Source organism: Microbulbifer regidiadema (SeqCode), assembly GCF_052467605.1.
The window spans coordinates 1,442,051-1,455,853 of sequence record NZ_CP174316.1 but is presented as its reverse complement, the minus strand read 5'-3'; the positions used below and the strand labels follow the sequence as shown (position 1 = coordinate 1,455,853).

Below are 13,803 nucleotides of genomic sequence, written 5' to 3'. Positions count from 1 at the left end.
GGGTTTTTTATTGCCTGCGGTAGCGGGCTGTATAGAAAACCATATATTTGGAGTGATTAACTGGAGATTGGCGACAAGGTATTGTTTAAATCGTGCTTAGCGTGTAGTGTTGGAGGCCTAAAACTCACAAAGCGGTCTCCCGCACCCGTTAGCAGCGGTTTTTTTGCGCCCGAAATCCGTGCGCGAAATGCCAGTTATGGCGGGATGATAGGCGTAAATACAACACCTCTTTGAGGGAATAGCGCCAGGGTTTCCTTTGTGAGCCTTAGTGAGTCCTGCCGCCTCAACAAAGCGGCACCTCTAAAATCATGAAGGAGGCCGCCATGGCCAGTGCCCACGCAATCTCCATAGTTAATCACTCCCAACCTGCGCTACAGCCGGCTCATGTCCAGCAGTTGCGCGAATTGCAGTATTTAAACCTGGCCCGCCAGCGCATCCTGGAATGGCCCGACTCCCCAGTAAAAACCGCCGCACTCAATGCTCTCTGTGGCGAAGAGGGCGCGGTCCTGGATGGATTGACCTACGCCGCCGAACGTATGGCTGCGAAGCAAAGTACTGAACATTAACCGCAGGAGAGTGATTATGGGTAACGTGATTCCATTTAATTTCAAAAGCCGCCAAGTACGTGTTGTTGAGCAGAATGGTGAGCCGTGGTTTGTAGCTAAGGATGTAGCAGAGGTTTTAGGCTATAAGCGAACAGCAGACGCGGTTCGTGCGCATTGCAAGGGGGTCGGTGAAATGCAGACCCCCATAAACGGGGTGATTCAAACAGTTAAAATTATCCCTGAGAGTGATGTATACCGTCTGATCTTCCGATCAAAGCTTCCAGAGGCTGAGGCATTCGAGGATCTGGTAGTTAAAGAAATTCTCCCCAGCATCCGTAAAACTGGTCAATACAATTCTACTAAGCCGGAGATGAGTGGTGACAAGCTATTGATAGTGGCCAATCGCTCATTTGGAGCGGCCCACGGATTAGCCAAGCGAATGGGCATGAAGGGTAATCAGGCAATCTTACTGGCCAATCGGGTAGTGGAAGAAACCACCGGCATCAGCCCAATGAAGCTGATGGGAGTAACCCATCTGGAGGCCGAGAACAACGAGCCTCTCTATACCCCCTCGGAATTGGGTAAAGCGTACGAAATGAGCGGACAACAGTTCAATACCATCCTTCAGGGTATGGGGCTTCAGAAGCGCGTGGAATATAAGCCAAAGCAGAAGCGCTGGGAGCTCTTGCCTAAAGGGGAAGAGTTTGGCCGCTACTGCGATACCGGCAAGAACCACTCCAGCGGCGCCCCAGTACAGCAAATCAAATGGCGTAAAGCGGTATTGGAAGAGGTTGCCCGGTACGCGGAACAGCTCCGCGATAAGTTGCCAGGAGGGCCGTCTTTAAAAGTCGTCTAGGGTCGGTACTTCATCGCACCCTTCCAAACCGGCGAATCGCCGGTTTGGGATACTGAAGACAGAATGGCGCTGAAGGTAAGGCGCTGGATGTAAGCCAAAATGGACGAAGAGGCATGAATGAAATTGTCGAATTTCAAACTGGTGAAGTTCAAGGAGCTGAGTCGACGGGGCGTCAACTGGCGTGTGAGTTCCTGCGTGATGTTGATGCAATTGATACCGAACTGTTGGTTCGCCGCTGGGCAAGACAGCTAGTTAATGAGTTGTCGTGCCCACAGCCTGAAGCTCAAGGCGTGTTGGCTGGATTTCTTGATGAGGTGCTGGAGCAGCTATATACCCTAGATATAGAGGACTGAGCTTCTTTTTTAAAGGCTGTCTAAGGTGGTATAAAGAAGCTTCTTTTGAATTAACTGTTATGTATTTCTCTAGTTCGGAGTTTAAATGATGGAACAAGAAATTTCACAAATTGCCGCTAAATGTGTTTGTGATAGTAAATTTTGGATTGGCCTTATTGGTGTTGTAGGTGCAATAGTAGGCTCTATTTTGACTATTTTGGGCAACTTCGCGCTTGAATGGTTTAAATCTAGAAGTCAGAAAATTATTGATAAATCTAGGCAAAAAATCCTAAAAGAATTGTTAGAAGATAAAGCGTTCGAATGGCGTAATATTTCGACTCTGGCCGCTGTTATTGGTTGTGATGAAGATTCGACAAAACACCACCTTATCGCTATTGAGGCTCGCGGTTCGGAGAGAAATGATGGGATGTGGGGGCTAATATCCCGTCACCCATTAAAAGATATTAAGCGTAAAGAGACATAACAAGCGTATCAATTGGTCTGGTTTTCCGTTGGCGCTTGAAACCAGTCCATTACGCGGGCGTTAAAGCTACACCAAAAACGCTTTCTGTTCTGTTTCATAAGGCCTCTTGAATCGTAGATAATTATCAAGCAGGCGGTCAGTAAAGAAGCATCGTCGGTACTAAACCCGCATCAGCGGGTTTTTTTATGCCCAAAATTCCTGGAGCAATCCCAATGACCCAACGCATCACCATCCGCGATGCTGTATTAAGCAAACTAAAAACCCTATCCGGCTACACCTTCCCCCCGGCCGGCACCACCGAAGGCATCGAACGGGAAAAGCTGCCGGCCATTCTTGTCGGCTTTGCCACAGAACAAACACAACAGGAGTTCTCTGGCACCACCCGCCAGCTGGATCTTGTCGTATCGGTGGTGGTGCATAGCCGGGGGGATATCTATGAACTTCTGGATCAGGCCTCAGCCGAGGTTGAGAGTGTCCTACAGGACCGAACCCTGGGCGGGGCCTGTGAAATCTTTGCGCTCTCGCAAACGGACTTCGCCCTGGATCAGGACTACCCCCTGGGCGAGGTGCGCCTGACCTACAGCGCCCAATATTCCACTGAATGACGCGCCCCTGCGTCGGTATTTCATTTCCACTAAAGCGACTGGAGAACCCCTATGTCCCAATTGGCTCAGGGCACCAATATCTATTTTATCGACCCGGCAGATGATTCTGTGCAGAAAGTTACCGGGGTGAATTCTTTTAACCCCGGCGGCAACCCTGCCGATCAGCTGGATGACACCTCCCTGGAAGACCTGGATAAGAAGTTCAAGCGCGGCCTGCGTACACCGGGGCAGGCTTCTGTGGGCCTCAAGATAGACTCACAGAACGCGGTGCATAAGCGTCTGCATGAACTGTCCCAGGATGACACAGTGGACAGTATCCAGTGGGCGGTGGGCTGGAGCGATGGGTCTGAAGCGCCCACCGTGACAACTGGCGAGTGGACACTGCCGAGCACGCGCACTTGGTTTACCTTCGAGGGTTATGTGGCCGACTTCCCCTTTGATTTTCAGCAGAACACCTTGGTCACGGGTGAAATGTCGATCCAGCGCAGCGGCGGTTCTGCCTGGACTGCTAAATCCTCAAGCTAAGGGGTAAGTTATGGAATTATCTATTGCGTCCCTGCAAGAGCAGGGCAGCTTTTCCGGGGCGCCGGTTAAGCGTTCCATTACCTGGAAGCAGGATAAAGAGGAATTTACGGCAACCGTCTACATTCGCCGCCTGTCCTACTTTAGTGCGGTCAATGATGTGGCCGCGATGCGCGGTGAGGGCAATCTTATTGCCGGGCGGATTGCCGCCTGTGTTGTCGATGCCGAGGGTAAGCCGATATTTACCCCGGCAGATATCACTGGCGATGCAGACCCGGAGCGCGGTCCGCTCAATGACGGCCTGACCCAGGCACTGCTGCTGGAAATCGGTGCGGTCAATAACCTGGGAAAGACGCAAAGCTCAGTGAACTAGACGAGCTCTGGCATGAGCTGGTGTTGAACGGCATTGGTGGATGCACCATCGCCGAGGCCCAGTGCCGGCTCAGCTATGAGGAGGTCCAGCGCTGGGCACTCTACCGCAAGAAGCGCGGCTCCCTACACCCGGGGATGCGAATAGAGCGATCCACGGCATTACTCGCCACCCTCTACGCCAATGCCCATCGCGGTAAAGGCAGCCCCGTAAAAATTACTGACTTTATGCCCCACGAGGAAGAGCCGGAAATCACGCTAAAGGATGCGATGAAATCCTGGCAATAGGATTGCTATGTCTACGAGAAACCTTGGTGCATTAACCATTGATTTAATTGCTGATGTTGGCGGCTTTGTGAGGGGGTTGAATGATTCCGAGCAGAGCACAGAGGCATGGCAGCAGCGTGTAAGCCGCAGTACGAAGGTGGCCGGAAAGGCGTTTGCGGCTGTATCTGTTGCGGCGGCGGGCAGCTTAGCGTTGATGACCAGCCGCGTGGTGGATCAAGCGGCTGAGATTGAGATCCTCTCTGCTGTAGCCAATACCAGCACCGAAGAATTCCAGCGCATGGCCTATGGCGCTCAGCGCTATGGTGTTGAGCAGGATAAGGTTGCCGATATCCTCAAGGATACCTCGGATAAAGTCGGGGATTTTTTACAAAATGGCGCCGGCCCACTAAAGGACTTTTTCGACAAGATTGCCCCGCAGGTGGGGGTTACTGCCGAGGAGTTTCGCGACCTCTCGGGCCGTGAGGCCCTTGGGCTTTATGTCAGTAGCCTGGAAAAAGCCAATTTATCCCAGAACGAAATGACCTTCTATATGGAGGCCATCGCCAGTGATGCAACGTTGTTGCTGCCTCTGTTGCGCAACAACGGCAAAGAGCTTGGCCGGCTGGGGGATGAGGCCGAAGATGTGGGCGCGGTGCTCTCTGATCTGGATCTTCAGCAACTGGGAGAGGTGCGCGAGAACCTGGATAAACTCAAGGGCGCGTTTGATGGGTTCGAAAAAGAAATCGTCACCGGTGCGCTTCCGGCGATTAAGGATCTGACCGATTTATTGCAAGATCCCGACACCATAGAGGGAGCGACTGCCCTCGCGAACGGCGTAATAAAAGGTTTTTCTGCGGTTACGAAAGTGGCGACCGGAACCGCTAACGTTATCAAGTTCCTGGCGGAGGAAACGGCTGCATTTTTTAGTGGTCCCCATGCCGACGATATTGTGCGGCTGGAGGATACCGCACAGCGCATGCGCGATATTTTGGATGGCAATAACTTTGGCGATCGTATTAGGCTCTTCGGCCCTACAGGGCTGGTGGAATATTGGGACGATGAAGAGTTAAAGGCGGAGTTGGCGTATCTGGAATCCATGATCGATGCCTATTACAACCCGGCCACAAAAACCAATGCCAAAACCCCAGCAGAGATCACCATTGAAGGTGAACTACTCGGCGATGATTTTCAGCAGGCTATTGCTGAGGCGGAGAGTGAGTTAAAGCAGTTGGCGGCTATGGGTGACCCCTGGGAAATTTTCTCGGATACCTTGGGGGAACTCGAGGGGGAGTTGGAGGTTGAGGCAGAGCAGCGCGAGCGAATGCTGCGTGCGCAGCAGGCTTTTAATTCGCTGGTTGCAGACCTGCAAACCGATGAAGAGCGCAACCTCGCTCTGCTGCGTGAGCGCCTGGATATCCTCGAAGCCGTTCACGATATCACCGATGAACAGCGCCAGCAGACGCTCGGCCGTATCGTCGACGCGGCTGTCGATGATTCCCCGGCCCTCGGCGGCCTCGATAGTGGTGAGGATATCGAATCTGCGCGCACCGAGCTGGAAGACTGGTATTCCACTCAGCTCGATATGCTGGAGCAATTCCGCAGCGAGCGCGCCGACCTGAATGCCGCTTGGGATGATGAGGAGCTGGCCATTCGCCAGCAGTATGAAGAAAAACTCACCGAAATTAGCCAGGCCAACGAAGACCTGCGCCGCCAGCAGCAGCTGGAGGGGTACAGCACTTTGATGTCGGTGGCCTCGGAATACTATTCCGGTATGGAAAGCCAAGAGGCGGCCTATATGCGCGCGGCGCTTACGCTTGGGCAAACCCTGCTGGATGAGAAAAAGCGCAATGCCCTGGAGAGCATTATTGCCAATACCCAAGATGCCGCCATGGGTGCCTACAGTGCTTTGTCTTCCATCTACATCGTAGGCCCTGCACTGGGTGCAGCGGCAGCTGGTTCCATATATGTAGCTGGCGGCCTGGCTGCGGCAAAACTTACCGGTATGGCCCACCACGGTATCGACGCGGTACCGGAAGACGGCACCTGGCTGCTGCAAAAAGGCGAGCGGGTTACCACTTCTGAAACCAGTGCAAAACTGGATCGCACCCTAGCGATGATTCAAGCGGATATGCACGGCGGTGGTCGCGGTGGTAGCTCGGCTGGGGCGGCACCATTCACCCAGAATATTAGCGTTACCGGCAAGTTGGATAATCGCACCGCGAGTCAAATAGCTCGCGAGGGTACCCGCCAGCAACGTATTAACCGCAGGAGGCTCGGCTCTTAATGTTTAATGAAAGTCGATTGTTGGAGCGCGTGGCCTATGGTTCCGAATACGGCCACCGCTATAAAACGGATATTCGCGAATTGCGCAACGGGGTAGAGCGGCGCAATGCGGAGTGGGAGCGCCCGCTGGGTCAATATTCGGTGATATTTAAAAACCTGGATTATGACGATCATCAGATAGTTGTCGCCGCACACCATGCCTGCGCCGGCGCCCTGGTGGGGTTTCGCTTTAAAGATGCCAGTGATTTTTTTGCCGACGGTGAGGTGATTGGTTACGGCAGCGGCAGTACAGAAACTTACCAGCTGATAAAAAGCTATGTGTTTGGCTCGCTGTCTTATCAGCGCGAGATTTATAAACCGGTGACAGGAACGGTACAGATTCTTGTCGATGGCCAGGCGGTGTCTGCCGCGATCGACTACACCAGCGGCCTGGTAGAGCTCAGCGCGACGGCCGGTGCAGAAATTACCTGGCACGGTGAGTTCGATGTGCCGGTGCGCTTTGAGGATGAGGTCAGCTTTAGTATTGAAAATCGCCGCAGGGGCCAGCCGGTGTGTAGCGGCAGTGTTGAGCTGTTGGAGATTCGCTTATGAGAGTTATCCCTTCGGCACTGCAAGCCCATTTAAACAGCGGCGTTACCAGCACCTGCCGCCTGTTAAAAATCACCCTCAGCGACGGCCGCGAATTCGGTGCCACCACCCTGGACCGCAATGTCGAATACAACGGAATTACCTACTACGCCCAGAACGGCTTCGACCCCAGTGTGATCGCCAGCGATACCAGCTTTGATGTGGACAACGCCGAGGGCTATTCCCTGTACGCCACCGACGTGCCCGGCATCACCGTCGAGATGGCCGAGCGCGGCGAGCTGGATGGCGCCGAGTGGACTATGTATCTGCTCAATTACCGCGATCTGTCCATGGGTGTGATTGAACTGGACGGCGGCGATATCGGCGAAGTGAAGACCGTCCGCAATACCGTGTTTATTCCCGAACTGCTGAGCTACATGATGCGCCTGCGCCAATCGATCGGCCATGTGGATTCCATCACCTGCCGGGGCATATTCGGCACCGAGGCCAATTCGCAAACCGGCTGCGGCGTGAATGCCGATGCGCTGTGGCAGTCGGCCACGGTCACCGCCGTCGATAGTGATGAACCGAAAGTCACCTATCGGGTGGACGATATTGCCACCCTGTCCACGGCCGCCAACCGCTGGCGGGTGCGCTGGAAATCCGGCGATAACGTCTCCTCGCGGCTGTATCAGATCGAAGCGGTAGACACCGCCAGCGGCCAGATTACCCAAATCGAACCGCTGCCGTTTGCGGTTGAAATTGGCGATGCCCTGGAGATCCGCCCGGACTGCGACAAGCAGTACAGCACTTGCCAAGCCTACGGCAATGAACTGGATTTTAAGGGCGAAAACTTAATTCCCATCGGCCAGGCCTCAGACACCCCCGGTGCCGGCATTTCCGGCACGACCGCTTGGCCTGGCATTAATAGCGAACCGTAAAATGAACCCACAAAGACAAGCGACACTGGCCTTTGCCCGGGGCCTGGTGGCTAACGGCGTGCGCTGGCGCCACCGGGGCCGAACGCCCTGGGCGGTGGATTGCGTGGGCTTAATCGTGCTCAGCCTGCACGCCGCCGGCCTCGATATCGAAGATGAAAAGCACTACGGCCGCGAGCCCTGGAAAGATGGCCTGCGGCAAAAAATGCAGCGGCGTTTTGGTGACCCGATTGCGGAAGACTTGTGGGAAGCGGGCGATATCGCGGTATTTAAATCGCCGCAAAAATCTGCCCCCAGCCATGTGGGTTTTTTAGGGGATTACCCCCACGGCGGTTTCTCCCTGATTCACGCCCACGCGGATCAGGATTGCCGCGAGCATATTCTGGATAAACGCTGGCGCCGCCTGCTGGTGGAGGTGTATTCGCCATGGGTAACTTAATTTTTGGTACCACCACCATCGAGGGGCGCACCTTTGACGATATTAAAATCCAGACCTCCAAAGCCGGGGTGCCGCGCCCGATTGTGTTCGGCAAGGTTTTTCCCATTGTCGGCAACGTTATCGCCACCACCGCGCCGAAAATAGTTAAGAAAAAAGAAAAGCAGGATTCGGGCAAGGGCGGCGGCAGTACTGAAGTGGTCAATGACGAGGTTTACCGCACCTACGCCATTCGAATTTGCGAGGGGCCGATAACGGGTATTTCCCGGGTTTGGCGCAACAATGAATTGGTTTACGAGCGCGATAGCAGCGACAGCACGCAAATCGAAAACAACCGTGCCTTTACACAAATCGCTGAGTTTTTCCTGGGCGATTGGGACCAAATGCCCAGTAGCGTGATGCAAGCGGCGTTTGGGGTCAGTGAGGTACATGCGTATCGCGGCACCTGCTACATGGTGATCGACAACGAAAACCTCACCAGTACCGGCGGCGCCATTCCGCAGTTTGCGTTTGAGGTGGAGCGGGCTGAGGGGAGGGTATTGACCAGCCGGCTTTATCCGCTGGAGCAGATCGACAATTTCGCCGCGAGTCACCATAGCACCAGCGTCCGCGTTATTCCCGATTACAGCTATGCGCAGATAGATGGGCTCAGCCCCAGTATTAGCCAGGTTGCCGCCGATTTGCGCCAGCCTTTGCAATCGCTCGATACCTGGCCGGCGGAAGCCCTGGCCCCCGTTATTGAATCCGCCTCGGCGGAAATGCGCAGTCTGTTGCAATCTACCGAGTTCGAAGCCGAGGGGCTCGATGCAGCCATTGTCGGCGCCTCGGGCTCGATGCGGCAGGCCCTGATCCCCTACAACAATTATCCGGCCGAAGGCTTGGATGTATCCATTATCGACGTTACCGGTGAGTTCACATGATGAATTGCAAATTGGGAATGCGGGTCTATTACCGCTTCGAGAAATTCCGTGCGGATAACAGCGGGGCCGAAATCGCAGGATCGCGCCAGGTAGTTTCAGCCTGGTCCCCGAATATTATTCTGAACCAGGGGCTGGATTATATTGCCTCTAAGCCCCTGAATTACGCCGTCGCTCGTGTGAGAGTGGGCAGCGGTAACTCCACGCCATCGGCGACGCAGACCGGCCTGGATAATCAGATAGCCGTGTCGTCGACCCAGCAAGCCGCTAGCACCGGTGCCGAGACCTCGGGTACCCCCTATATTTGGCGGCGCCGCACGGTGCGTTTCGATGAAGGGGAAGCCGCCGGCATCTTGGCGGAGGTGGGCGTGGGTTGGAGTGACGAGGTCACCGACACCTTTAGTCGTGCCCTGATCCTCGATACGGATGGCAATCCCACCACTATCACGGTGCTCGCAGACGAATATCTGGATGTGGTTTACGAGCTGCGCATCTACCCGCCCAGCGCCGATGCCGCTGGCAGTCTCACTATTGACGGTAAGACCTACGATTATATTTGCCGCCCGGCGCGCATAGGGAGTTACTCAATTAATAACAGTTACCCTGGCGGCTGGAACGCGGAATACGGCGCAAGCAGCCTAGCTCCATCAATTAGCAACTATTCGGTCTTTGATGGGGAGATCGGAGATAGCACCGGCTATCCAGCTGGGACAGCGAAGAGTGTAGCCAACGGATCGGTAACCCCCGCAGGCTATGTACAGGGCAGCTATCAATTAACCCTTGAGATTGAGTTTGGCCTCAACAACGGCAATCTCAGCGACGGCATCCGCTCCTTGCTGTTTGCTACCGGCTGGGGCCTGTGGCAAATGGAATTTAGCGAGCAGGGCACCGGCGATACCATCCCCAAAGATGACCAAAAGAAGCTGACTTTTAATATCACTCACAGCTGGGGGCGGGCGACGATCTAATGGCACTGCCGGAAAACAGCCTGTCTACGCTCGCAATCTCTGCGCCCTTTGTCGGCGGCGCCGCACTCCCAGTGCGGGATATTACCGACTACGAAACCGGCGGTATCGCGATTCGGGACAGTAGCGAGGGCTTGCAGTACCAGGTCTGGCGCGCACGCATTTTAAATGACGGCACCGATATTGTGCTGGATGCCCGCGAAGTCGACGAGTTTACCCTGATTAGCGGCAGCGATATTACCGAAGTCAGCCTCGCCTTCGACCGGAATATGTATCCGGTTATCGCCTACGTTGAAGCCGGCACCGCCAAACTGAACTGGTATGACAGCAGCGCAGCGGAGCAGGTCACCACCGACTGGCCCGGCATTATCACACCGCGCGTCACCCTGGACGATAAGCGCCAATTACAGTCCGCTGCCAGCGATGTGATTTTCGCTTATCTCAAAGACGGCCACCTCTACTACCGCCAACAGCGCGACCGCTTCGAAACCGAATACCTGTTGCAGGCCGATGTGGATAGCGACGGCCTGATCAAAATTGGCATGAATCGACAGCATCGCCTGCAATTTCTATTAAAACCCTAGGTTTTCTATGTCTACCGCCTCTTCTGCCTACCCGCTCTACGCGGTTATCGCCGAGATCTGCGCGCGCGCCGGCCTGCCCTACGACAAGTTCAACACCACTCTGCTGGAAGGCTATGTGCAGGGCATGCAGATCACCAATGAATCGGCGGCCTTCGAACATATCCAAACCCTGGCGCAAGCCTATTTTTTTGACCCGGTTAATCGGGGTGGCGCGGTTACCTTTGTGCCGCGCGGCGCCGAACCGGTAATGGAAATCGACGAGAACGATTTAATCGGCGATAGCGACGACGAGAAAACCCGCCGCTCCCCCGAGGAAATCGTGCAGGTACTAAACCTGAATTACTACGACTCCGCTGGCGGCATCGACACCTGCAAACAAACCTCTGATCGCAGCATCGATACGCGCTCCGAGGGTGAAAAGAATATCGAAACCCCGCTGGTACTGGAGACTGACCAAGCCGCCCAGGCCGTAGTGATCATGCACAAAGTCATGATCGAAGAGCAGCGTGGCGAAGTTGAAATCACTTTGCCGTCAAGCTACCTAAGTCTCACCGCCGGCGATGTCGTGTTGTATCAAGGCGATCGCTACCGCATCGATGAGGTTAATATTGATAGTGGCGAGCAGAAGTACAAGCTGCTCCACGACCGCAAAAGTGCCTATCAAAGCCAGGCTTTAGGCGTAGCCCCCATGGCCGCACCAGACCCGGTGCCGCTGGTGGCCGGCTCGACCTATATCGAATTTATCGACGCGCCGATATTGTCCAGCGGCGACGATACCCAGCTGGGTTATTACATCGCCATTGCCGGCAGCAACAGTGCCTGGAGCGGCGCCACGGTGGCGCTGTCCCTGGACGGCGGCGAGAACTACAGCGGCTCGGATACCACCGATGTCGAGGCTGTTATGGGCGAGCTGACTACCACCCTCGGCACGCACAAGCGCGAGATCCCCGACACCCACAACCGCGTGCAGGTCCAGCTGTACGACGATGGCGACGCGCTCGAGTATCGCACCCTGGCGCAGCTGCTCAACCGGCAGAATAGGGCGCTGATTGGCAATGAGATTGTGAGCTTTGCCGAAGCCGACGAAATCAGCCCCGGGGTATGGGAGATTGGCTATTTGCTGCGCGGGCGCCTGGGCACCGGTATCGAGGCGCACCCAGCGGGCACTCGCTTTGTCCTGCTGGAGCGCAACACGCTGCACTATATCCCCACCGAACGCTACAACCTGGAGCAGACCTTAACCTTCCGCGCCACCAGTTCCGGCAGTGCGGTGGAGACCACTACTGACGGCACCTTCACCGGCGCCAGCCACAGTGAACCCGCACCCACCAGCCTCACCGCCTACCGCAGCGGCGGCCAGCTGACGATCGAATGGGTTGGGGTAGGGTACTTGGGCGGCCGCGCCGCCTACGATCAATCACAGTTTTTTAGCGGCTACCGGGTAACAATCAACGGCGACAGCACCGACACCAGCGCCACCCGCCTCACCATCGCCGACCCGGGCACCGCCACCATCCAAGTGAGCCAAATCAACAGTATCACCGGCACAGGGCCGGCCGCAGAAATTACGGTATAAACCAATGAGCAACACACCCAACAACGCTATCCCTTACGCCGCTGAAGGCACCCTGGACCCCGCCACCAGCCTTAACCAGGCACTGGACACCATTGACGCGCTGCTACAGATTGAAGTACTGGGAATACAGAACGATCCCCCGGCCAGTGCCAGCGACGGCGACCGCTACATAGTTGCCAGCGGCAGTGGCGGCTGGGCCGGCAAAGACGGCCAGCTAGCCCGCTATGTTGCCGACCCCGGCTACTGGCAATTTTTCCCCGTAAAAGTCGCGCTGAATCAGGTGGATGGACTGCTGTATATCAACGGCAGCAGCGGCTGGCAGATAGCCAACCGCCCGGCCACACTGCCGCAGATTACTGGGGATACTGGCACTGACCTGGCGGGGGTGGTTGGGCAGATGCTGGGGGCTTTGGATGGGGTTTATTGGGATAGTCAGGTCACTTAATGTGCTTGTTGGTCAAGGATCACAAGCAGCTTCATCTATCCACCCGCAGAAAAGCACTAATCCTTTGACTTTTAAGGGGTTCCCAAAATGATGAATAGCAGAGAAAATGCTGGGATATAAGGCGGTTGCAATATATCCACTTGCGTACGATGGTGCTAACTGCGGGTAACTCGATGTTTCCGGGGGCCTTTTTTAAAATCGAGGCTGAGAGCAGTCTGGGGATATAGAGCTGGGGATATATTGCAGTGGCTTTTGAATACACTGTTAAATTAATACGTAGCATGGATCATTTAAAAGAGTACAACGGAAACAAAGTTCAAGGCGATCAGAATCTATACGGCCAGAAAATCAAAGATGGCACAGAGATTCGTGTTAAAACTGTTGCTGAATTCGAAGGTTTTAAATGTCAACTTTGGGCTCCTGAATTCCATAGCCTGCTAATTGATTCTGCCATTAGAGACGCCAAAGAAGCTGAGATTCTTCGTAAAAATCTGGTATATACCCATAATTCTATGAATAGGCAAAAAGAACTTAGTGATGTACCAGGAAATATCGAGAATTCGTTTAGAGTAATGCAGCTCGCAATATCAACGACTGCATCTTGCATTGGTGCCGTAGAGTCTTGGGCAAACAAGATCATCCAAGCCGAGGTTAATGAGCAGATCGAATATCAAAGATTAGATGGAGAGAAAGTAAACTGGGGTGCAAATAGAATTGAAAAGTCTGCTACTTTGGGAGAAAAAGTGTTCAATGTAATCCCTTCTATCTTAGGCGGTAAAATTATCAAGCCTCATGTGACCACACGAAAGAGGTTTGTAGATCTTATCGAAGACAGAAACGCTGTAATGCATATGAAGGAAGCACCTAAAGTTAAAGGTAAGAAAGTTAGAAGAATGGATCTTTCTCTAAAACTAATTCGACGTAACGCATTGCTTGTTCCTAAGAACACAATTTCTATGTTCAAAATGGTATTTGAGCAAGCGAATCAACCATTTCCATTGTGGCTGATCGGTAATGTCGGTGTGTTGGAGGCGGCTGAGAATGAAGTCAAAAAAATTTAACAATGCCAGGCAAGGCGACCGCTTTTCCGTTGCGGCTTCGCCTTCACTGCA

At 54.3% G+C, this 13,803-nt stretch carries 18 protein-coding genes; all 18 read left to right on the top strand.

All coding sequences use genetic code 11. From position 1 onward, the window contains the following. Positions 1-323 precede the first annotated feature (323 nt). The gene (locus ACJJIF_RS06985; protein ID WP_444931514.1) at positions 324-566 is read left to right on the top strand and encodes a hypothetical protein; all 243 of its coding nucleotides are present in this window, start codon (positions 324-326) and stop codon (positions 564-566) included. Between the two features lie 16 nt (positions 567-582). Further along, positions 583-1,401, top strand: a complete 819-nt coding sequence (locus tag ACJJIF_RS06980) for a BRO-N domain-containing protein (RefSeq protein ID WP_444931513.1) — start codon at positions 583-585, stop codon at positions 1,399-1,401. Positions 1,402-1,514: 113 nt separating this feature from the next. Next, positions 1,515-1,754 carry a hypothetical protein gene (locus tag ACJJIF_RS06975; protein WP_444931512.1) on the top strand — a complete coding sequence of 80 codons (240 nt, stop codon included), beginning with the start codon at positions 1,515-1,517 and terminating at the stop codon, positions 1,752-1,754. Between the two features lie 85 nt (positions 1,755-1,839). Continuing rightward, positions 1,840-2,217, top strand: coding sequence for a hypothetical protein (locus ACJJIF_RS06970; RefSeq protein ID WP_444931511.1), 378 nt, complete (start codon positions 1,840-1,842; stop codon positions 2,215-2,217). A 212-nt stretch (positions 2,218-2,429) separates the two neighbouring features. Continuing rightward, positions 2,430-2,822 carry a hypothetical protein gene (locus tag ACJJIF_RS06965; protein WP_444931510.1) on the top strand — a complete coding sequence of 131 codons (393 nt, stop codon included), beginning with the start codon at positions 2,430-2,432 and terminating at the stop codon, positions 2,820-2,822. 51 nt (positions 2,823-2,873) lie between these two features. Further along, the gene (locus ACJJIF_RS06960) at positions 2,874-3,347 is read left to right on the top strand and encodes a phage tail tube protein (protein ID WP_444931509.1); all 474 of its coding nucleotides are present in this window, start codon (positions 2,874-2,876) and stop codon (positions 3,345-3,347) included. 10 nt (positions 3,348-3,357) lie between these two features. Then, positions 3,358-3,717 (top strand): phage tail assembly chaperone family protein, TAC, encoded by a 360-nt coding sequence (locus tag ACJJIF_RS06955; RefSeq protein ID WP_444931508.1) that lies wholly within the window; start codon positions 3,358-3,360, stop codon positions 3,715-3,717. 20 nt (positions 3,718-3,737) lie between these two features. Next, a complete protein-coding gene (locus ACJJIF_RS06950) occupies positions 3,738-4,001 on the top strand; it encodes a phage tail assembly protein T (RefSeq protein ID WP_444931507.1) in 264 nt (87 codons plus the stop codon). Between the two features lie 7 nt (positions 4,002-4,008). Next, positions 4,009-6,264 (top strand): hypothetical protein, encoded by a 2,256-nt coding sequence (locus ACJJIF_RS06945; protein WP_444931506.1) that lies wholly within the window; start codon positions 4,009-4,011, stop codon positions 6,262-6,264. Next, on the top strand, positions 6,264-6,854 hold the full coding sequence (locus ACJJIF_RS06940) for a DUF2460 domain-containing protein (RefSeq protein WP_444931505.1): 591 nt from the start codon (positions 6,264-6,266) through the stop codon (positions 6,852-6,854). The genes ACJJIF_RS06945 and ACJJIF_RS06940 overlap by 1 nt, the downstream gene beginning before the upstream one ends. Beyond that, complete coding sequence (locus ACJJIF_RS06935; RefSeq protein WP_444931504.1) at positions 6,851-7,771, top strand: phage/gene transfer agent baseplate hub protein; 921 nt, start codon at positions 6,851-6,853, stop codon at positions 7,769-7,771. The genes ACJJIF_RS06940 and ACJJIF_RS06935 overlap by 4 nt, the downstream gene beginning before the upstream one ends. A 1-nt stretch (position 7,772) precedes the next feature. After that, positions 7,773-8,207, top strand: a complete 435-nt coding sequence (locus tag ACJJIF_RS06930) for an NlpC/P60 family protein (RefSeq protein ID WP_444931503.1) — start codon at positions 7,773-7,775, stop codon at positions 8,205-8,207. Next, positions 8,195-9,124, top strand: a complete 930-nt coding sequence (locus ACJJIF_RS06925; RefSeq protein WP_444931502.1) for a hypothetical protein — start codon at positions 8,195-8,197, stop codon at positions 9,122-9,124. The genes ACJJIF_RS06930 and ACJJIF_RS06925 overlap by 13 nt, the downstream gene beginning before the upstream one ends. Next, positions 9,121-10,089: a hypothetical protein gene (locus ACJJIF_RS06920; protein ID WP_444931501.1), complete on the top strand. Its 969-nt coding sequence runs from the start codon at positions 9,121-9,123 to the stop codon at positions 10,087-10,089. The genes ACJJIF_RS06925 and ACJJIF_RS06920 overlap by 4 nt, the downstream gene beginning before the upstream one ends. Then, a complete protein-coding gene (locus tag ACJJIF_RS06915; protein WP_444931500.1) occupies positions 10,089-10,670 on the top strand; it encodes a hypothetical protein in 582 nt (193 codons plus the stop codon). Before ACJJIF_RS06920 ends, ACJJIF_RS06915 begins: the two co-directional genes overlap by 1 nt. A gap of 7 nt (positions 10,671-10,677) precedes the next feature. Continuing rightward, positions 10,678-12,246, top strand: a complete 1,569-nt coding sequence (locus ACJJIF_RS06910; RefSeq protein WP_444931499.1) for a phage tail protein — start codon at positions 10,678-10,680, stop codon at positions 12,244-12,246. Between the two features lie 4 nt (positions 12,247-12,250). After that, positions 12,251-12,691, top strand: coding sequence for a DUF2793 domain-containing protein (locus ACJJIF_RS06905; RefSeq protein WP_444931498.1), 441 nt, complete (start codon positions 12,251-12,253; stop codon positions 12,689-12,691). A 245-nt stretch (positions 12,692-12,936) separates the two neighbouring features. Next, the gene (locus ACJJIF_RS06900) at positions 12,937-13,752 is read left to right on the top strand and encodes a hypothetical protein (RefSeq protein WP_444931497.1); all 816 of its coding nucleotides are present in this window, start codon (positions 12,937-12,939) and stop codon (positions 13,750-13,752) included. Positions 13,753-13,803 lie beyond the last annotated feature (51 nt).